Source organism: Myxococcales bacterium, assembly GCA_016703425.1.
GTDB lineage: Bacteria > Myxococcota_A > Polyangia > Polyangiales > Polyangiaceae > JADJCA01.
Genome location: JADJCA010000016.1, coordinates 202395 through 222122, shown reverse-complemented (window position 1 = coordinate 222122; position 19728 = coordinate 202395). Strand labels below are relative to the sequence as shown.

At 69.1% G+C, this 19728-nt stretch carries 20 protein-coding genes; 15 read left to right on the top strand and 5 right to left on the bottom strand.

The genetic code is table 11. From position 1 onward, the window contains the following. The first annotated feature begins 98 nt into the window (after nt 1–98). The 6 genes from IPG50_29640 (at nt 99) to IPG50_29615 (ending at nt 7415) form a co-directional block, all read left to right on the top strand. Nucleotides 99–1910 (top strand): hypothetical protein, encoded by a 1812-nt coding sequence (locus IPG50_29640; GenBank protein MBK6696325.1) that lies wholly within the window; start codon nt 99–101, stop codon nt 1908–1910. Continuing rightward, entirely contained in the window at nt 1907–2683 is a 777-nt protein-coding gene (locus IPG50_29635; GenBank protein MBK6696324.1) for a phosphatase PAP2 family protein, read from the top strand. Before IPG50_29640 ends, IPG50_29635 begins: the two co-directional genes overlap by 4 nt. An 87-nt stretch (nt 2684–2770) precedes the next feature. Then, on the top strand, nt 2771–4273 hold the full coding sequence (locus IPG50_29630; protein MBK6696323.1) for a sigma-54-dependent Fis family transcriptional regulator: 1503 nt from the start codon (nt 2771–2773) through the stop codon (nt 4271–4273). Then, nucleotides 4251–5351: a serine/threonine protein kinase gene (locus tag IPG50_29625; GenBank protein MBK6696322.1), complete on the top strand. Its 1101-nt coding sequence runs from the start codon at nt 4251–4253 to the stop codon at nt 5349–5351. Before IPG50_29630 ends, IPG50_29625 begins: the two co-directional genes overlap by 23 nt. After that, the gene (locus IPG50_29620; protein ID MBK6696321.1) at nt 5345–6871 is read left to right on the top strand and encodes a hypothetical protein; all 1527 of its coding nucleotides are present in this window, start codon (nt 5345–5347) and stop codon (nt 6869–6871) included. Before IPG50_29625 ends, IPG50_29620 begins: the two co-directional genes overlap by 7 nt. Nucleotides 6872–7082: 211 nt before the next feature. Continuing rightward, nucleotides 7083–7415 carry a hypothetical protein gene (locus IPG50_29615; GenBank protein ID MBK6696320.1) on the top strand — a complete coding sequence of 111 codons (333 nt, stop codon included), beginning with the start codon at nt 7083–7085 and terminating at the stop codon, nt 7413–7415. A gap of 47 nt (nt 7416–7462) precedes the next feature. On the opposite strand, the gene IPG50_29610 is transcribed toward IPG50_29615, so the two are convergent. After that, on the bottom strand, nt 7463–8323 hold the full coding sequence (locus tag IPG50_29610) for a tetratricopeptide repeat protein (protein ID MBK6696319.1): 861 nt from the start codon (nt 8321–8323) through the stop codon (nt 7463–7465). 136 nt (nt 8324–8459) lie between these two features. On the opposite strand from IPG50_29610, the gene efp reads away from it, so the two are divergent. The 6 genes from efp (at nt 8460) to IPG50_29580 (ending at nt 13064) form a co-directional block, all read left to right on the top strand. Continuing rightward, nucleotides 8460–9020 carry an elongation factor P gene (gene efp, locus IPG50_29605; protein MBK6696318.1) on the top strand — a complete coding sequence of 187 codons (561 nt, stop codon included), beginning with the start codon at nt 8460–8462 and terminating at the stop codon, nt 9018–9020. Between the two features lie 77 nt (nt 9021–9097). Next, on the top strand, nt 9098–10906 hold the full coding sequence (hflX, locus tag IPG50_29600; GenBank protein ID MBK6696317.1) for a GTPase HflX: 1809 nt from the start codon (nt 9098–9100) through the stop codon (nt 10904–10906). A gap of 38 nt (nt 10907–10944) precedes the next feature. Then, nucleotides 10945–11478, top strand: coding sequence for an OmpH family outer membrane protein (locus IPG50_29595; GenBank protein MBK6696316.1), 534 nt, complete (start codon nt 10945–10947; stop codon nt 11476–11478). Nucleotides 11479–11585: 107 nt separating this feature from the next. Further along, on the top strand, nt 11586–11888 hold the full coding sequence (locus IPG50_29590) for a hypothetical protein (protein ID MBK6696315.1): 303 nt from the start codon (nt 11586–11588) through the stop codon (nt 11886–11888). After that, nucleotides 11885–12424 carry a hypothetical protein gene (locus IPG50_29585; protein ID MBK6696314.1) on the top strand — a complete coding sequence of 180 codons (540 nt, stop codon included), beginning with the start codon at nt 11885–11887 and terminating at the stop codon, nt 12422–12424. Before IPG50_29590 ends, IPG50_29585 begins: the two co-directional genes overlap by 4 nt. A 142-nt stretch (nt 12425–12566) precedes the next feature. Next, nucleotides 12567–13064, top strand: a complete 498-nt coding sequence (locus IPG50_29580) for a hemerythrin domain-containing protein (protein MBK6696313.1) — start codon at nt 12567–12569, stop codon at nt 13062–13064. A gap of 31 nt (nt 13065–13095) precedes the next feature. Here IPG50_29580 and IPG50_29575 read toward each other — a convergent pair whose 3' ends face one another. Both IPG50_29575 and arfB read right to left on the bottom strand, forming a co-directional pair. After that, complete coding sequence (locus tag IPG50_29575; GenBank protein ID MBK6696312.1) at nt 13096–13938, bottom strand: Uma2 family endonuclease; 843 nt, start codon at nt 13936–13938, stop codon at nt 13096–13098. Between the two features lie 176 nt (nt 13939–14114). Then, nucleotides 14115–14534, bottom strand: coding sequence for an aminoacyl-tRNA hydrolase (gene arfB, locus IPG50_29570; protein ID MBK6696311.1), 420 nt, complete (start codon nt 14532–14534; stop codon nt 14115–14117). 138 nt (nt 14535–14672) lie between these two features. Between arfB and hutU the strand changes: the two genes are divergently transcribed. Then, entirely contained in the window at nt 14673–16331 is a 1659-nt protein-coding gene (gene hutU, locus IPG50_29565) for a urocanate hydratase (protein ID MBK6696310.1), read from the top strand. Here hutU and IPG50_29560 read toward each other — a convergent pair. Further along, nucleotides 16319–16696, bottom strand: coding sequence for a VOC family protein (locus tag IPG50_29560; GenBank protein MBK6696309.1), 378 nt, complete (start codon nt 16694–16696; stop codon nt 16319–16321). The genes hutU and IPG50_29560 overlap by 13 nt on opposite strands. 126 nt (nt 16697–16822) lie before the next feature. Here IPG50_29560 and IPG50_29555 point away from each other — a divergent pair, with 126 nt between their 5' ends. Further along, nucleotides 16823–17815 carry a hypothetical protein gene (locus IPG50_29555; GenBank protein ID MBK6696308.1) on the top strand — a complete coding sequence of 331 codons (993 nt, stop codon included), beginning with the start codon at nt 16823–16825 and terminating at the stop codon, nt 17813–17815. 31 nt (nt 17816–17846) lie between these two features. Next, on the top strand, nt 17847–18599 hold the full coding sequence (locus IPG50_29550; protein MBK6696307.1) for a glycerophosphodiester phosphodiesterase: 753 nt from the start codon (nt 17847–17849) through the stop codon (nt 18597–18599). 48 nt (nt 18600–18647) lie between these two features. On the opposite strand, the gene IPG50_29545 is transcribed toward IPG50_29550, so the two are convergent. Next, complete coding sequence (locus IPG50_29545) at nt 18648–19637, bottom strand: DUF4292 domain-containing protein (GenBank protein MBK6696306.1); 990 nt, start codon at nt 19635–19637, stop codon at nt 18648–18650. Between the last annotated feature and the right edge of the window lie 91 nt (nt 19638–19728).

Genomic DNA, 19728 nt, shown 5'->3' with positions numbered 1-19728 from the left:
TGCGTTTGGCGCGCGGCATCGGCCGAGCTGGGCAGCCTTCGAGGGGGGATGCGTCGCGCGGGCTCCAAGCTCCTCGCCGTCCGCTACCATCGGCGTCGATGTCGCTCTTCCCGACATGCCAGTTCAAGTTCCACTTGAACGATGGCGGCCTCTCCCCGGGCAAGGTCAATCGGATCAAGCTCGAACTCGAGGTGCCGGCGCCGATCCCGCGCGCCGAGTTCTTGCTCATCGAGTTCGCCAGCGTCGCCTGGGCGGACTTTGGCTCGGGCAAGAGCCGTCGCCGTGAGAAGCGCGATCTCTTGCGCCTCCCCTTTCGCCAACCGATCGAGGGCGGCGTCCTCGCGAAGGGCACGCACCCGTACTTCGTCGACCTCGACTTGCCACGCTGGCTGCCTGTGGCGATGACGGGCCTCGACTGCGAAATCGTGCACGTGCTCTCGGCGCGCCTCGACGTCGACTGGGCTATCGACCCCCACGAGGAGCTGCGGTGCGACGTGCTCCTCCCGCCGCGAGACACGCGTCGACGGGTCGAGACGTTTCGTTCGCCCGATGGCTATCACGCGGCGCTCGTCGTGGAGGTCGCTCTCGCGCCCGTGGCCGTCGCCGGCGAGACGCTCTCGGGCACCGTAGCCATTCGCGCTGGCGCCGAGGCGCTCCGGACGGGGCTCGACGTCGACCTGACGAAGGTCTCCCGTATCGCTCTCGGTAGCCGCGACGCGCGCTCCGAAGGCTTGGCGAAGGTGCACCTCGAGAGGTCCCTCTTTGCCGACGGTCAGCCGGCACCGTTTCGGTTGCCGATCCCGCGGGCGGTGACCCAGCGAACGGGCACCATCGACACGGACTTTGCCGTGGAGGTGTGCGTCCCCTTGCCGTTTGCGGCCGACCCGACCTTCCAGATTCCTATCGAGGTTCTGCCAGCCGGGTCGCGCGTCGTGACGGACGCGGGAGCGAGCTCGCTCGTCGGTGAGGCGCGGCTTCGCGAGGTTGCCAAGCGCGTCGCGGAGCGCTTGGGTCTCGCGTTAGGGGCGCGCGACGCGTTGGTGAGCGGAGCCAACGGCAACGTCGAGTTCGTGCTCCGCGACGCGCCGCGCGGCGGTCGCCTCGGCGTCGAGGCGCTCTTGTCGTTCGCGAGCCTCGGCCTCGACATCAACCTGCGCCCCCGTCGCCTCATTGATGCGCTGCGATTTCAAGAGCGAGCGCCGAGTCTGCCGGGCGAGCTTGGCGAGCGCTTTCTGTGGCATGCCAGCGTTCCGCCCGACCGGTATGACCAAGCGCTCTTCGACCAGCGCACGCTCGGCCGGATCTTCGGCGGGCTCGCGCGCGTCGACGAGCTTCGCATGAACGATCACCTGCTGGCGTTTCACGTCTCCGTGGAGGGCACCACCACCAGCGAGGAGGAGGCCCTCATGATGACGGCGCGGCTCGCCCAGGAGAAGGCTGCGCTCTTGTCGACGCTGATCTCGGAGCTTCCATTCCCGCGCGCCTGCGCCGCGTCGCGGGACGCCTGGGAGCTCGCGGCCAAGAGCTCAGGCGGTGTCCTTGTGCCCACGCGTCCCGCCATCGTGAACGTGCCCCTCGTGCTCCGCGGGCGCGGTGGAGAGGCGCGGTCCTTCGCGCTCAGCCTCGGAACCGATTGGTCCGCTGGCGAGCCACAGTCGCATGTGGAGGTCGCCATCGGCTTCGACCTGCCGCGGCAAGCGGCTGAGCGCCTCCTCGAACTGCCGCTCGAGTCAGCGCTCGCGGCGCACCGGCCGTCGCTCTCCCTCGGAGGCAACGAGGGCGCCACGATTCTTCACGCGTCGTTCGAGGGCCTCGCGCCGCCGGTCGAGCTTATGGGCCTCGGCGAAACGCTCGCCGCGTGGGCGCTTGAGATGCGCGGCGAAGGCGGCGTTGTCGCGCCGTATCGGTGATGGACGCCCCGGCACCTTTGCCCTGGTCGGAGCTCGGTCCGAACACGGCGCGCGCGTTCACCGAGCCGCTCGGCGTGATCGCCACCGCCGCCGCTGTGACGTCCACGGCGGCGTTTTCATCAAGCGGGCTTGACCATGACGCGCGCCGCGCCGTGGGCGAATCCTTCGCGAGTGAGGGACTCGGGGACGCGTCCGTCTTGCTCGGCTACGTGCTGCCGGTCCTCGTCCCCGCGAGCCTCTTCGCGTCGGGCGCAGCCACGTCACGGCGAAGCCATTGGGTGCACGCGTCCGCTGCCGCGCAGGCCGTGGTCGTCACCTTCGCCGCGACGCTCGCGCTGAAGCTCACGACGGGCCGGCCGTTCCCACTCCACGGCGCGCCGCGCGACGCGGCCGATCGCTATGGCCATCCGGAGCATGCGCGCGAGTGGAACTTCTTCGCGCCGGGGCGCGGACTCGCGTGGCCCTCGGGGCACGCATCGGCGACGTTCGCATTGGCGGGCGCGCTCTCGGCGAGCACCGCCGACACCGCCGTCACGATCGCGAGCGCGGGCGTTGCCGCCGGCGTGTCGCTCGGCATGCTCGTGGGCGATCATCACTACCTCTCCGATGTCGTCGCTGGCTCGCTCCTCGGCCTTGGCGTGGGCGACGCCGTGGGCCGCGGCTTTCGAGCGCGGTTTCTCGGCGCCAGCGACGCTCGTGGTGTGCGCGTGTCGCTTCTGCCTGGGCTGTCGCCGAGCGTGCCGGGCTTCCGAGTCTCGGTCTCGGGCCTGTGACGCATCGGGCCTGTCGCGCAGCCTTTTGATGCGCGACGAACGCTTTCCGCGTTGCGCCCGAGGGCCGACGGGCGCGATCCTCGCTCCGTGACCGACGACGTCAGCCGCCTTCGCATCGAGCGTGATCTCTACCGGGGTCTCCTCTCGCTCGGTGAAGAGGACGACCTTGTCCCGTTTCTGGAAGAAGCGCTCTCGCTCGTGATGCGCCTCTCTGGCGCGCACCACGGTCTCATTGAGCTGCGCGCTCTTGACGGCGAGCCCGTCCGCATCGCTCGGGGCCTCGCCGACGCCGAACTTCCGGCGGCGCTCCGCGCGTTCTCGACGAGCGTGGTGCGCGAGGCCCTGGCCTCGGGGCGCACAGTGAGCACCGCCAGCGCCATCGACGATCCTCGCTTCTCCGACGTGCGAAGCGTCCAGGCCGCGAGCTTGCGGGCCATCCTTTGCGCTCCGCTCCAAGGCGGCGACGCCGCGGGGGTCCTGTACCTCGCCGAACGGACCGAGCCTGGGCCATTCCCTGAAGGGGCGCGTTCGCTCGTCGAGCTCTTCGCGAAACACCTGGCGCCACTCGCCGGACGCATCGCGCGCGCGCGCGCCTTGAACGTCGACGTGACCCGCGAGCTTCGCGGCCGTGTGCGGGCCGACGCCGTCGCGGGGCGCAGCGCCGCCTTGGCGAGCGTGCTTCAACAGATACTCGTGGCCGCGCCGGTTCCCATCTCGCTCCTCGTGACGGGCGAGAGCGGTACCGGCAAGACCGCCATTGCCCGGGCCGTCCACGACACGTTGTCGCGCCATGCGGGGCCCTTCGTTGATCTCAACTGCGCCGTGATTCCCGAGGCGCTCTTCGAGAGCGAGCTCTTCGGGGCAGAGAAGGGCGCTCACAGCACCGCGACGCGGCGCCTCGACGGCAAGATCGAAGCGGCCCGCGGCGGGACCCTGTTCTTGGACGAGATCGGCGAGCTGCCGCTCTCGGTGCAAGCGAAGCTCCTGGGGTTTCTCCAGAGCCGAAGCTACTTCCGTCTCGGCGGCACGAAGGCCGTCGAGGCCGACGTTCGCGTCGTCGCCGCCACCAACCGCGATCTGAAGGAGCTGGTGGCCGAGAGGCGCTTTCGCGAAGATCTCTTCTACCGGCTCGACGTCCTTCGCATCCACGTGCCGCCGCTTCGCGAGCGCGTCTCGGATATCGCGCTCATCGCCGACGCGATTCTCGTGCGCCTGGCCGAACAGCACGGCCGGCGGCTCGCGCTTTCTCGCGCCGCGGAGCTCGCGCTCGAGGAGAGCGAGTGGCCCGGCAACGTGCGCCAACTCGAGAATGTGATCGCGCGCGGTTGGGCGACGGCGCTCGCGGAGGGCACCGCGCGCGTCGACGCGCGTCACGTCTTTCCGGGCGCGAAGGCCGAGGCGCCGAGCGACGCGGAGACCAACGAGCCCGAGGGTTGGCGCGAGGCCACGCTGCGATTTCAGCGGCGCCTGCTCGCCGACACGCTCGCGGCGACGTCGTGGAACGTGGCCGAGTCAGCCCGGCGTCTCGGCGTCGCGCGCTCTCACATGAACGAGCTCATCAGGGCGCATGGTCTCGAACGACCCGGCTGACGACGGGCCTGACGAGCAGGCTGACTCGCCCGCACCGCCGGCGGCCGGCGAGCTGCCCGTCGGCTTTCGGGTGGGCGACTACGTCGTGACGGGGCGCGTGGGCTCGGGCGCCACGAGCGTCGTGTACTCCGGCGAGGAGCCGCGCATCAAGAAGCGCGTCGCCATCAAGGTGCTCAAAGAGATCGTCGATCCGGCGCGGCGCGACGTCGCCCGCGTTCTTCGTGAGGCTCGCCTCGTCAACGAGGTGGGCCACGCCGGCATCGTCGATGTCTTTGCCTTTGGCCTGCTCGACGATGGTCGCCCGTACCTCGTCATGTCGTTGCTCTCAGGGCGTTCGCTCGGCGATGAGCTCCGGGCGCGCGGCCGCTTGCCCCCCAAGGAGGCGTGGGTCATCGCACGGGACATCGCCGACGCGCTCGCGGCGGCCCATCGCGCCGGGATCGTCCACCGCGACCTCAAGCCCGACAACGTGTTCCTCGAGAGGCATGGCGAGGGCGTGCGGCCGCGCCTCTTGGACTTCGGCATCGCAAAGGCCGACGAGCGGCCCGACGAGCTTGCGCTGTCGCAAACAGGCCGGCCCATGGGGACACCGCTCTACATGGCGCCGGAGCAATGGTGGGCGCGCGGCGTCGAGCCGCGCACCGATCAGTACGCTTTCGGTGTTTTGCTCTTCGAATTGCTCACGGGCCGGCCGCCCTTCGCGGCGAGCACGTACGTGGAGCTCTTGCAGGCGCACCTGCACGAAGCGCCTCCCACGCTGGCTTCCCGCGCGTTCAACGCCTCGGCGGCCCACGAGGCGCTCGTCGAGCGATTGCTCGCGAAGGCACCCGATGCACGCTTCGAGTCGATGGCGGCCGTGATCGCCGCGGGCGATCGCGCCTTTGACGCCGCCGGCGTCGCGAGCTCTTCGCCGGCGGCCACGACCCTCGCTCCCGAAACGCGCGGCAACGAACGGCGAGCCGCCGCGCCAACACCTGCGGAGTCTGCGCCCTTGCCTCGGCCATCGCACCGGCCTTTGGCTTCGTCGCCGCGCCGACCGCGCGAGGCGCGCCGCGCGCGCGGTCGCGAGCCATGGTGACGCTCGCGTTGGGGCTCGGCGTCGTGGCCTCTGCGGCCCTCGGGTACGCCGGCCCGAAGGCGCACTCGCCTGCGCATTGGGTTCACCTGAGCGGCCTAGCAGGTCTCCTCATCGAGGCGCTCGTGGTCGTGTATGCGTTGACGGCGCTCCTCGGACGCGGCGCGAGCGGTCGCGTCGTCGCGACCGTGCTCCTCGCGCTCACGATTCCGTCGGCGCACGTCAACTGGAGCCACGTCGAGCGGTTCCTGGCGACGTGCGAGCTGGCGGAGCGGTTCGCGGTGCTTCACGTGGGAGCCTACGAAGCGAGCGCCGTGCGCTTTGCGGGCGGCGTTGGCGTGGCGCTTACGGCTGCGTGTGTGGTGTGGCTAGGGGCGCAAGCTCGCGCGGTTCGCGACGTCGTCAGCGAACGCAAAGGACGCCGCGATCGGTGGGCCGCGGCGATCGTGCCGGGCGCGCTCATGATCCTCGCCGCGTCGCTGGGCGAGTGGGGCGTCGTGTTCGTCGCCTCCGTCGCGCTCGTCTTGGCAGGCCGGCCTGAGGAGAGGCCTGTGGACACGGCCGGGGAGACCGCGGGCGAGGCCCTCGCTACGGACCACGCGCTGCCTCCGGCCACGAGCGCTGTCGCCTCGATCGCCGCCGTCGTGATGGCCTTCATCGCGTCGCTCGCCCGCTTGTCCGGTCGCGAGGGCTTTGCGTGGACGGACGCGCTCACCCGCAGCGAGCGCGCCGTCGCGCTGACGTCGATCGGCGACGCGCGGGCGATCACCTGGGGCCTTGGCCTGGCCGTCATCACGGCCGCGCTCTTCGGTGAGACGATGCGCTATCGCCGGGCAGCACCGGCGGGCCCGTCGCGCTCGGCGAGGCCGCGAAGCGCGACGATCCTTGCGGCGCTCCTCGTTGCGACGGTCGCGTCTGACGCGGCCTACGGCCTCCGGGTGTCCGCGGCGCGGCGGAGCGTCGCTTCGGCGCTCGAGGGGCAGTTCGCTTTCTTCGCGGCCTTGGGGCCGCCGGCCACGCACTTGCCGTCGGAGCTGGCGCCCCCGCCGCACGCCGCGGCGGCGCTCCAGGTCTCACGCGATGCCGTCGCCGTCGACGGGCGCCGCGTGGCGCGCCTCGACGCCATCGACACACCGGCGGCGCAGAGCGCCATCGCCAACGCGCTCTGTCCCGCCGTCGCGCAGCGTGAGTCGCAGCCCCCGGCGCCCGAGCTCTCGTTGCTTCTCGACGCACGAACGACGGTCGCGGTCGTCGGCCGCCTGCTCGCCCTGGCGGCCGAGTGCGGCGCCGGCCGCGTCGAAATGCTCCTCCAGAAGGGCGAGCCGCCGGTGCTACCTCGCGGCGCGCCACCGGAGGCGGCGTTCGTCATCCCATCGGACTTCGTTGCCGTGCGTCTGCGGCTCTCGCGCGTCGACGGGGCGCCGTTCCACGGGGGCGCCGAGGCGCTGGCGCGCGCTGCCGAAGGCGCCGTGCGCGCCGGGAGCGAGCTCGCTGTGCGGGTCGGGCCTCCTCCGGCGCCCTGACCGGCGGAGCGGACAGACGGCGGACGGACGGCGCCCCGCGAGTGTCCGCGATTCCGGACGCCGGGGGCGATCGAGCGGCGCCGACCCCTGGAAATCAAGCGAATGCCGTCATGGCACGGTCATCGCATCACGTTTCCACAGCGAGCCGCCGAGCGGGGGCTCATCCAACAAGCAACTTCGGCAACCAACCAAACATTGAAGGACAACGATCATGGAATTTCTTCGCGAAGGTGGCGTGGGCATGTGGCTGATGCTTGGAACCGTGCTTGTCGTGTCGGTCTTTGCGGCGACGCGTCGCGGGGCTGCGAGGTCACGCACGCTCGGCGCCGGCGCCGCCATGGTGCTCGCCGAGGGACTCTTCTCCGTCGGCATCAACCTCGAGGCAGTGGCTGCGAACTACACGAAGTTTCCGAACCCCGTGGAAGCGCTCGGTACCGGCATCGGCGAGGCCGCCAACGCCGCCTGGTTCGCGAGCCTCTTGGCCGTCGCACTGGGTGCTGCCTTCGTGGCGAGCGTACGCAAAGACGCCGCGCTCGGCGCCTGAGCGGAACGCGTGGCGCGTGACGCGACGAGCGTCGGGAGCGTCTCTGCTCAGTGATACTGCGTGAGCTGGGCGAGCTGAAGGCGCCCTTCCGGCGCGAAGGACGAGTCGGGGTACTTGCGGAGGAGCGTCCGCCACGTGTTCTTCGCGTCGTTCCAGGCCTGAAGCTCGCTCTGGCTGTGACCCAGGTGATAGAGCGCGTCGTCTTGCAGCTCCTTGTCGGTCGCGCCCTCGGCGAGCGCCGTCAGGATCGGGATCGCTTCCTTCTGCTTGCCGAGCTTTCGGTAGGCCACGCCGAGGCCGAGCCGCGCCGCCGGCGCGATGGCCGAGTCTTCCTTGTACTTCAGCGCCTCTTCGTAGGCCGTGGCGGCCTCTTGCCAGCGACCGGCGCGGGCCCGGTCTGTCGCTTGCGCATAGGCCGAGACGCTGAGCTCATTTTTGGCGCGCTCGACGGCGTCGGAGATGGCGATCTGCTCGGCCTTCGAGAGCGGCTCCTTCTTGATCGACTCCCACGCTTCGACGAGCTCGCCGCGCTTGCCCTGGCGCACGAGCTCGTAGAACTGGGCCGCGCGCATCTCGGCGCGGGCGCGATCCTCCTCGCGCTTCTGGAGCTCGCGGACCTCCTTCTTGAGGCGCTCGTTCTCGAGGGTTTTGTGCTCGGTGTCGCTCTTGACGGCGTCGATGCGGGCGTCCCAGGCGAATTTCAGCGCGATGAAGACGACTACGACGAAGACGATGTACGCCGTGGCGCTGTTCAGCGAGAGGCGCTTTTCGTAGTCCTGCTGGCGCTTGGCGATGGACCGGATGTCGGCGCTGAGGGCGTTGGTCAGGTTGTTCGTCTTGATGACGAGGCCCCGAGACTCGATGATCTCGCGCTTGATTTCGCGGAGTTCTTCGTCGACGTCGTGCACCGGCGACTGCTTACGCGCCCCATGGGTGGCTGGCAAGGGGGGGTGGCTGGCAAGCGGGCCGCGAAGCCGCAGATCCATTGCGGGACGCACGGTTCCCTGCTAACCAAGCGCACCCCACTACTACCTGGACGCCGCGATGCACACGACCGATATCCGCAAGGGCCTTCGCATTCAAATTGATGGCGTTCCGTACCACGTCATCGAGCACACCTTCGTGAAGCCCGGGAAGGGTCAAGCGTTCACGCGCGCCCGCATCCGCAACCTCACGAACGGCAACGTCATCGAGCGGACCTGGAAGAGCGGGGAGTCGGTCGAAATCGCCGACGTCGAAGATCGGACGATGGCCTACTCGTGGGCCGAATCCGACACCTACGTCTTCATGGACACCAACACCGGTGACCAGATCCACGTCGAGAAGGACAAGGTCGGCGACGCCGCCAAGTGGCTCGTCGAGGGCCTCAACATCGACGTCACCCTGTACAACGGCAACCCCGTCGGCATCGACCTCCCGCCGAACGTGGTCATGCAAGTCACGTCCAGCGAGCCTGGCATCAAGGGCGACACGGCCAGCGGCGCCACCAAGCCCGCCACCGTCGCCAGCGGCGCCGTGGTGAACGTGCCCCTCTTCATCAAAGAGGGCGAGTGGATCAAGATCGACACCTCCTCGGGTCAATACCTGGAGCGCGTCAACAAGTAGCCCGCCGGGTCGCCAGTCTAGCCAGACGTCCAGCCGAGCGGTCCAGCCGACCAGTCTAGCCAGGCACCGAGTTCGCCATCGAGCTTCACGGCAACACCAAGGGGCTCTCCCCGTCGGCCGAGCGCACGTTGTTGCGGCTCTACCGCCGCCGCGTCCCCATCGAGCACCTGGCGACGCCTGAGCTCGTGCGCTCGCTCGTCGACGCATCCATCGACACCGGTCGCCAGGTCGGCGTGCTCGTGCACCGCTCCGGTCAGGTCGACACCGTCATCGTCGGCGACGCGGGCAAGCTCATGCTGCCGGACATCGGCCGCCTCCGGGCCGCCGAGGGGCGCTTCCGCGCGCTTCGCTTGATTCACACGCACGTCCGCGGCGAGCCGCTGACGCACGACGACCTCGTCGACCTCGTGCGGCTGCGCCTCGACGTCGTGTGCGCCGTGCAGATGGCCCCTCGCGGTGAGCCGCGAGGCTTCGTCTACGCGCACAACGTCGCCGATGAGCCGCCCTACCGTATCGTCGGTCCGTTGCCCATCGCGCGCATCGGCGAGCTTCACGTCGGCCAACTCATGGCGTCCCTCGAGGCCGACTTCGCGAAGCGCATACGTTCGCGCGAGGTGCGAGGCAAGGACGGCCGCGCGATCTTGGTGCAGGTCTACAAGAAGGACGACCGCAACATTCACCCGGAAGAGAGCTTGCGCGAGCTTCACGAGCTGGCGCGCACGGCCGGCGTCGAGGTCGTCGACGCCATCGTCCAGGCGCGCGAGAGCATCGATCCCAAGTTCGTCCTCGGGATCGGCAAGCTCGAAGACGTCGTCATGCGAGCCATGGAGCTCGACGCCGAGACGCTCGTCTTCGACCGCAACTTGAGCCCGGCGCAGGCGGCGGCCATCTCGGCCATGAGCGATCTCAAGGTCATCGATCGCACCCAGCTCATTCTCGACATCTTCGCGCAGCGCGCCGAGAGCAAGGATGGCAAGCTCCAGGTGGAGCTGGCGCAGCTCAAATACGCGATGCCGCGGCTCTCGCTCAAAGACGACTCGCTCTCGCGCCTCACCGGCGGCATCGGCGGTCGCGGTCCCGGCGAAACGAAGCTCGAGATCGGCAGGCGGCGCGCCAAGGAGCGCGTCTCGCACCTCGAAGGGGAGCTTCGCAAGCTCGCGCGCCAGCGGACCGAGCGTCGAAAGAAGCGCGGCCGCGATGCGGTGCCCACCGTCGCCATCGTTGGGTACACGAACGCCGGCAAGAGCACGCTGCTCCGCGCGCTCACCGGCGCCGACACCCTCATCGAAGACAAGCTCTTCGCCACGCTCGATACGCGGTCGCGCACCATCCGCGTCGGCTGGGCCGGCTACGGCGAGCGCGAGGTCGTCGTCACCGACACGGTGGGCTTCATTCGCGATCTGCCCAAAGATCTCTTCTCCGCCTTCCGCGCCACCTTCGAAGAAGCGGAAGGCGCCGACCTCTTGCTCCACGTCGTCGACGCCTCAGACCCGGCGCGAGACGAGCACATGCTCACGACCGACGCGCTCTTGGAGGAGCTCGGCGTGGGCGACGTTCCGCGGATCCTCGTCTTCAACAAGGTCGACCGGCTCGAGTCGACGGAGCGGTTGCTCTTGGCCGGCGCGGCAACGCGTGCGCGTGCGCCCGTGAAGGCCGAGGCCGTGGTGCAGGTGAGCGCGCGTGACCGCACGACGACGCGGCCGCTCGTGGAGGCCATCGCGACGGCGCTACGCGAGCGCTGGGAAAACGCTGCAAAGCCACCGCCGGCGCGCGACGACCTACCGGTCCGCGAGATGCTCCCGTGGGAGACGCAAGCGCCCGAGTCGGCGGACACGCTCGACGCGCTGCTCTTGGCGGCGGGACGCCGAAGAAAACACGCGCCCTAGGCGCCCGACCCGATCGAGAAGTGACAAGGAGTTCACCCATGCGTCTGTCCCGATTCGTTGCGATGTTGTTCACCCTCGCGCTCTTCGCGCTGCCCGTCACGGCCTCGGCCCAGCAACGCCTCGGGTTCTACGACGGGCAAAGGCTCCAGACGGAGCTCGAAGACGCCAAGGCTGCGAAGGCGCGCCTCCAGAAGTGGATCGATGACCGGCAGAAGGAGCTGGCCCGAGAGCAGGAGGCCCTCCGTAAAGACAAGGAGGCGTTCGACAAGCAGGCGTCATCGCTCAGGCCCGATGTGCTCTACCAGAAGGGCGGCGAGATCCAGAGCCGGTTCATCGCGTTGACGCAAAAGTATGAGCACATGCAGCGCGAGGCGCAGACCAAAGAGCGCCTGGAGATGGAGCCCATCCTGACCAAGATCGGCCAGGCGGTCGCGCGGTTGGCTGAGCAAAAGGGCTTCGCCATGATCTTCGACCAGCGAACGTCGGGCATGACTTACGGGCAGGCCCAATACGATCTGACGAACGAGATCATCCGCCTGTACAACGCTGGGTCGAAGCAGCCGTCGAAGTAGGAAGGGGCGAAGTAGGAACGGGCGAAGTAGGAGGCGCAGAACCCGGGGCAGCCCGTCGGACGCCACCTGAGGGGCTCGCGACGGCGACCTTTGGTAGACTCTCCGTCGTGTCCACCGTCGCGCATCAGCGGAGTCGAGCCTTGCACGGCGCCGTGGCCGCGCGGCTCGCTGCCGACGAGACCCTGGTGGGCCTGGCGCGCGAGCGTGTCCGCGAGTGGCGCACCAAGGGGACCGTCCACGCCGCATACGTCGATGCGTGGGAGGAACTGCTTGGCGGCCCGCTTGACGCCCTCCTCGCCGCCCTGACCGCACCGTCGGAGCGCATGCACGACCTCCGGCAGGTGAGCCCCTTCGCAGGGCTCCTCGATGCCCGCGAGCGGTGGCGCATTCTCCGGGGGCTCCGCCCATGAAGCGAGCGGAGCTCGAGCACCTCATCCGCGCGGCGTCGACCATCGCCGACGACGACGAGCTGATCATCGTCGGAAGCCAGGCCATCTTGGGCCAGTTCCCCGACGCACCAGCCGAGCTGCTCGTGTCGGTAGAAGCAGACGTATATCCGCGGAACCACCCGGAGCGCTGGGAGCTCATCGATGGCTCGCTTGGAGAGTTGTCACCGTTCCACGAGACGTTTGGGTACTACGCGCAGGGCGTCGAGCCAGGCACCGCGACATTGCCCGCAGGATGGGAGCAAAGGCTCGTCAGCGTTCGCGGGCCGGGTACGCGAGGGGCGACGGGTCTGTGCCTCGAGGTGCACGACCTTCTCGCCTCCAAGTACGTGGCGAACCGAGCGAAGGATCGCCGGTTCGCCCGCGACGCCTTCCGCTTCCGGCTCGCGGCGGAGCCCACGCTCCTGGCCCGCATCCAGGACCTCCCGGTGTCGGTCGAGCAGAAGGCGCAGATCGCTGCCGCCGTCGCCGTCGACGCGGCGTCCCAGCCGGCGCCGTAGCGCCCTTCGCGCGATTCTTTCGCGCTTTGGGTGTCTCAGTTTGATCCGGCTCCAGGGTGCGAGTCTCTCTCGAGGCACTCGCCTCGAATGTCTCGGCGATCGCGCCGGCGCCATTACATTCTCCACGCGAGGGAGGTGCGCCATGGAGACAGATCCGAGTAGGCGACGAGACAGTGGCATCCGCGCCGTCGTGCTCACCACGAGTGAGGTTCGCGAGCGCATCTTGGCGGAACATCGACGCCTTCGCCGCCAGCTGATCGACGTTCAGGTGAGCGCCCGCGAGGCGGTCCTTGAGCCGCTCACGCTCGCGCTGTTGCGGGCGCGCCTCCGCACATTGCTCGTCGAATTTGCGATGCACCTCGATTCGGAAGAGGAGCTGCTTATCCCGGTTCTCACAGGCATCGATGCGTGGGGGCCGCTCCGCGTGCTCGAGTTGAAAGAGGAGCACGAGGGGCAGCGGAACTTGATCAAGGACATGCTCGCGCGCGCCGAGCGCGAGGAGTCAGCGGAGACGCTGGCCGCCGAGGCCGACGCTCTGGTGCTCCGCATCTTCCGCGACATGCGCGAGGAAGAAGACGGCATCTTGCGCGAGGAGATGCTCCACGACGACGTTGTCGTGGTCGATCAGTGCGGCGGCTAGGAGGCCTTCGGCGCGGCTGAGGGCGCGCCCGCTATCGCTCTCGCAATTTCGCCTCGAGCTCGGCGATTCGTCCCTCGGCGAGCCGCGCGGCTTCTTGCGCGGCGTCGCGCTCTGCGGAAAGCGCAGCGATTTGCGTAGCGGACATCGCGACTTGCTCCGTTGCATCGGCGAGCGCCCGCAAGGCCGCCTCCCGCTCCCGCGTCGCGGCTTCCCTCTCGCGCGCGGCAGCCGCCCGCTCTTCGTCGGGGCTGGGAGCGAGCTCGCCGTCAACAAGGATGCGCAAGGTCGCCGGGTAGATGCCCTCCGGAGCGACGAGCCAATCGACCGCCTTGCCGAGGCCCAAAGACAACGTGACGCTCGGCGTCCGGTCGCCTTCGACGACCCGCTCAACGAAGTCGCCTTCCACGCGGTCCCAGACGCGGAGGCGACGCCCCTCCGGTGCGTCGACATCGAAGCAAACGAACTCGCGGACGCCCATCGCGTCGTAGGACTCACGCTTCTCGTCGAGGGTCCACTTCTCTTGCGTGTCGGAGAGACTCAGGATCTCCACCGCGAGCTCAGGGACGCCGAGCTCCCACGTCTTCCACGAACGCTCTTCGCGGAGCACGGCCGCCGGCAGGCCGAACTTGATGCACGCGTCGGGGGCGCGCACGAAGCGGTTGTCGCTGGCGTTCCAGTAGACGAAGACGTCTGCGCCCACGCTGTGCGCCTCGCCGCAGAGGCGCACGAGCAGCGTGTGGAGCACCATGCCCAGCCTGTAGTGTCGCGGCGATTGACCCAAGTGCTCCTCCCACGGCTCCTCGGCCGGGAAATGGAGCGGCTGCGCGGGACGGACGTGGCGAAGCTTGTGGGCTAAGAGAGGCTCTCGAGCCATGTCCGTGAGTGTACCCAAGTCTTCGTGAGGTGCCGTCCCGCGCATCCGCATCGAGGGAGGAATGAGCACGTCGCACGCCAACAGCGGGCGCGCGAAATCGCGGAGGAGTTTCTCGGCTGAGGGTGGCCGCGGACAAGATCACGTGGCCATGGACAGGTCCTAGCCGCTGACGACCCTCAATCCATCCCGCGTCGTCCGGCCTTCGTTTCGCCGCGGCGCTTCTTCTCGGTGATGCGCCGCTCGACGGAGCCGCGCGTGGGGCGTGTCTTCCGGCGCGCCTTCGGCTTCGTCAGCGCCGCGAGGATCATCGTGCGAATCTTGTCGCGCGCGTCCTCGAGGTTGCGCCCTTGATCGCGCGTCTTCTGGCTCGTAACGCAAAGTCGGCCGTCGGCATCGAGGGCGTTCTTGAAGAGCGCTCGGAGGCGCTCTTTGGTCTCCGGGAAGAGCGCGCCGGTGCCGTCGAGGTCGAGCCGGAGGTCGACCTTCGACGCGACCTTGTTGACGTTCTGGCCGCCGGGGCCCGACGCGCGGACCGCTTCGAAGGAGAGGTCGCCCGCGGGGATGACGATGCCGGGCCTGATCTCGAGCGGCTCCATCCGCTTCTCTATAGCCGAATCACGCCGGTTGAAGCACCCCGCGCTTGCCCCGCGCCGCAGGCCCCTGCCTCGGCGGCTGCCGAAGAGGCCCGCCGTCTCCAGTGAAACGCCGCACCACTTGCGCTATGACCCGACGCCATGAGCCGTACCGTGCGCGCCCCCGTGGGGCAGACGTTGTCGTGCAAGGGTTGGGTCCAAGAAGCGGCCTACCGCATGCTTCAGAACAACCTCGATCCCGACGTCGCGGAGCGCCCCGCCGACCTCGTGGTCTACGGCGGCACCGGCAAGGCGGCCCGCAACTGGGAAGCCTTCGACGTCATCTTGCGCGAGCTCCGCGCGCTCGAGAACGATGAGACGCTCCTCGTTCAGTCGGGCAAGGCCGTCGGACGCTTCCGCACCACCAAAGATGCTCCCCGCGTTCTGCTCGCAAACTCGAACCTCGTGCCTGCCTGGGCCACCTGGGACGAGTTCCGGCGCCTCGAAGGCCTCGGCCTCACGATGTACGGGCAGATGACCGCCGGCTCGTGGATCTACATCGGCTCGCAGGGGATCCTGCAAGGCACCTACGAGACCTTCGTCGCGGCCCGCAAGACGTATGCAAAGCGCACGGGCCGCGCCGAGGCCGGGCTCTGGGCCCTCACCGCAGGCCTCGGTGGCATGGGCGGCGCGCAGACCTTGGCGGCCACCATGGCGGGCGTCTCGTGCCTCGCCGTCGAGGTCGATCCCTCGCGCATTCAGAAGCGACTCGAGACCCGCTACGTCGACGAACGCATCGACGACCTCGACAAGGCTCTCGCTCGCCTCGCCGAGGCGAAGGAGGCAGGACGCGCCATCAGCGTCGCGCTCATGGGCAACGCCGCCGAGGTCTACCCCGAGCTCGTGCGACGCGGCGTCGTGCCTGACCTCGTCACCGAGCAGACCTCCGCGCACGACCCGCTCATCGGCTACGTGCCGCCGGGCCTCTCGCTCGAAGACGCGGCGACCTTGCGAAAGAGCGACCCGAAAGGGTACGTCGCGCGCGCGAAGCTCGGCATGAAGGCGGAGCTCGACGCGATGCTCGCGTTCCAAAAGGCGGGCGCCGAGTGTTTCGACTACGGCAACAACATCCGCGCCGGCGCCAAGGAGGCCGGCTGCGAGCGCGCCTTCGACATCAAGGGCTTCGTCCCGCTCTACATTCGGCCGCTCTTTTGCGAAGGGAAGGGCCCCTTCCGCTGGGTGGCGCTCTCGGGCGATCCGGCCGACATCGCCGTCACCGACGCCGCCGTCCTCGAGGCCGTGCCCCACGACGCCGATCTTCGAACGTGGCTCACGCTCGCCAAGGAGCGCGTGCAGTTCCAGGGGCTCCCGTCTCGGATCTGCTGGCTCGGCTACGGCGACCGCGCGAAGGTTGGCCTCGTGTTCAACGAGCTGGTCCGCACCGGGAAGGTGAAGGCCCCCATCGTCATCGGGCGCGATCACCTCGACTGCGGCTCCGTCGCGTCACCGAACCGCGAGACGGAGGGCATGAAGGACGGCTCCGACGCCATCGCCGACTGGGCCATCCTGAACGCGCTCGTGAACACCGCGGCGGGAGCGAGCTGGGTGAGCTTTCATCATGGGGGCGGCGTCGGCATCGGAATGTCGCTTCACGCCGGCATGGTCGTCGTCGCCGACGGCACCGCCGACGCCGCGGCGCGACTCGAGCGCGTGCTCACCTCGGACCCGGGCATGGGGGTCATCCGCCACGCCGACGCGGGCTACGAAGAGGCCGTGACGTGCGCCAAGGAGCGCGGCGTTCACGTGCCTCATCGGGCCTGACCGCCAGGCTGAGAGCGCGCGACCTCGAAGCGGTAGCTGCTGACTCCCACGCGGCGGCCGTCGGGATCGCGAAAGTAGAGCGTATGCGCCGTCTCGCCGTCCTTGGCGATGCCCAGCGCGACGAGGCGCTCGCCCATGGCGCGGCGCTCCTCGTCGGTCACCCGAAACGCCACGAGCTCCATTGAGCCCGCCGGAATCGAGGGCTCACCGGCGGCCCGAAGCTCGACCATCAGGACCACCCCGCCGGCGTCGAGCCACGCGCGCTCGGCGGCCTCGCGCACGACGGGGAGGCCGAGAACATCGCGGTAGAACGCCACGGATCGCGCCACATCGCTCGTTCGAAGGGCTAGGTGGTGGAGGTGCATCGACGGCAGTTTACCGGCGCCAGGGCACCGCGCGGAGAGGAGCCCGCGCTGGCCCGGGCTTTTTGGTTGGAATCCAGGGTGTTCGTGCTAGTACGCTCGTCGGATCTGGCCGGTAGAAAGCGCGTTTTGCACATCGTCGTCGCCACCCACGGACATTGCTTCGACGGCCTCGCGTCGGCGGCGCTCTTTACGCGCCTCATGCGGACGGTGCACGGCTCGCGCGAGATGCGCTTCAGCTATCACGCGTCGGGCTACGGCCCCGGTTCGAACGGCGTCGACCCGGCGCTCCTCGTCGGCGACGAGAACGCGATCTTGGATTTTCGGTTCTCGCGCGACAAGAAGCTCACTTGGTATTTCGATCACCACGTGAGCGCGTTCCCGGACGCGAACGACCGCACGAGCTACGACGCCCACGTGGCCAGCGTCGCCGACGGCGATCGGCGCATGTTCCACGACGGAACGTACAGCTCTTGCACCAAGCTCATCGTCGACATCGGCGCTGCGCGCTTCGGTCTCGACCCGGCGCCCACCGCCGAGCTCGTTCGCTGGGCCGACATGATCGACTCGGCGAGCTTCCCGAGCGCTGAGATGGCCGTGGCGCGCAGCGAGCCGGTGCTTCAGCTCATGACCGTCGTCGAACACGAAGGCGACGACGCGTTCCTCGAGGCGATGGTGCCTCGCGTCCTCGAAGAGTCGATCGTCGACGTCGCCCTCTCGGCCGAGGTGCAGTCGCGCTTCAAGCCGCTCCAGGAGTCCCGCGAGACGTTCAATCGCCTCGTGAAGGAGCGCTCCAAGGAGGCCCACGACGTCGTCGTCGTCGACCTCGGCAGCGAAGACATCGAGGTTGCCGGGAAGTTCGTCACCTACGCGCTCTATCCGAGGAGCCTCTACTCGGTGGTCCTCACGCGGTCGCCTTCGAAGTGCAAGGTCTCGGTGGGCTACAACCCCTGGTCCCAAAAGCCGCGCCTCCACAACATCGCCGCCATCTGCGAGCGTTATGGCGGCGGCGGTCACCCCGTCGTCGGAGCCGTGTCGGTACCGGCCAGCGAGCTCGAGCGCGCCCGCGCCATCGTGGCCGAGATCGTCGACGAGCTCGCGCGCCCGCCCGTGAGCGCCTAGTGGCCGCGTTGGCCGTGCGGTTGCGTACGCCGTGACCGTCTGGCGCCGCTCGGCCGTTCCGTTCGTTGTCGGTCACCGCGGTGTGCGAGGCGAGGGGAGGCCCCTCGAGAACACGATGCCGGCCTTTGCCGCGGCCCACGCCGAGGGCGCTCTCGCCGTTGAGCTCGACGTGCAGCTCTCGCGTGATGGCGAGGTTGTCGTTGTCCACGATCCCGACTTGAGCCGCATCACCGGCGGCGACGATCCGCGTCGGGTCGGCGACCTCGAGTGGCGCGAGCTCGAAGCCGTTCGGCTCAGGAGCGACGCGCGTCTCGTCCGCCTGTGGGACGTACTCGCGTGGGCGCGCGGAGCCAACATCGCCGTCAACGTCGAGCTCAAGCGCGATGGCGGCCGCAAGTGGGAGCTCGCCCGGCGCGCTGCGCGGCTCGTGGCCCACGCGGAGGTCGACGTGCTCCTCTCCTCGTTCGATCCGTTGCTCCTCGCGGTGGCGAAGGCCGTCGCGCCGCACGTACCCTCTGCATGGCTCACCGACGCGAAGGAGAGCCCCCCCTTCGACGCGATGGCCCTCGCGGCGCGAACGCCGCTCGTGGTCGCGATGCATCCGCACTATGGCCAAGTCACCGCGACTCGGGCCGACCGCCTGCATCAGAAGGGACTCGCCTTGGGCGCCTACACGGTCAACGAGCCTCAGGAGATCACGCGGCTCGTGGCGCTCGGCGTCGACTGGCTCATCACCGACACCCCCGGAGCGACGCGAGACGTCATCGCGAGTCTGGCTGGCTGACGCCGCCGCTCGTCCGGCTTCGAGCGCGTTTGCGTTGCGAACTTCGCCCTATTCGCACTCGGCCGGCACGAGCTGCGTCCCGCCCGGTTGGCTCTGCCGAAAGACGCCCTCCGAGAGCGGCGGGTTCCACGTCACCTCGTCGAAGCGGAAGCGGACATTCTCGCCGAGCCACGGCACCTCGACCTGGATGCGGCGCGGGATGTCTGCCGTGCACACGGGTCCGCTCGGCGAGACCGGCGCCTCGATGCCGTCGGGGTCCACGCTCTCTTTGCCCATGGGCGCGGGCTCGTGATCGGAGAGCTCGGCGCGGTACCACACGAGGCCGTTCTGGCGCACCGTCACCTCGTGCACGCGGACGCGCTGGGCGCTCCAAGGCTTGCCAAGATCGGCCGGGTGCGGCGCGAGCTGGATTTCCTCCTCGTTCCCGTGAGCGTCCTTGAGCACCACGACGTAGCGGCCCGCGTTGTTCCAGGCTGGCGCTTCTTGTCCCGTGGAGCGCTGCCAATCGCGCAGGACCGGCGCCTGACCGCGCAAGAGCTCCACGAGCGCCGTTCCGGCGATGGGAACCCGGGTGAAGCGCGCGAGGTTGCACGGCCGAGCGGAGCCCACGTAAAAGCGCTTCTCGCGCATATCCATGAGCGCGAAGCGCTTCGAGTCGCTCGTCAACGTGGCGATGGTCGTGCCGAAGCTGACGATGTCCATGCGGATGTTTTGCGGGCTCTCGAGGAGCATCATCAGATCGCCGGCGACGCGGCCTCCGTCGCCGCGGCGATCGACCTTGGCGTTGGCTTGAATCGCTCGACACCCAGGCGCGCTCGCTCGCATGCGCTCGATGGCGGCGCTCTGCGTCGGAAGGGCAGATGCGGGGGCGGGGACGCTGGCGCAGCCGGCGAGCGTTACTAGGCTGAGGCCGAAGGCGAGGGCGAGCGGTGCGGTGGCTCCGTTGCCGGTACCACGCCGCCCGACGGGGGCGCTCAGAGAGAGCGCCTCGTGCCGCACCAGGCGGTGCCAAACTCGGCGGTGCCATCGCTTCGACATGATGCCGCGACGTTAGCGCTCTTCGCGAAAGACCGCGAGGCCGGCCCTTGCCGCCCTCGCCACCTTGACCGGGGTCCCCCGGGGGGGTACG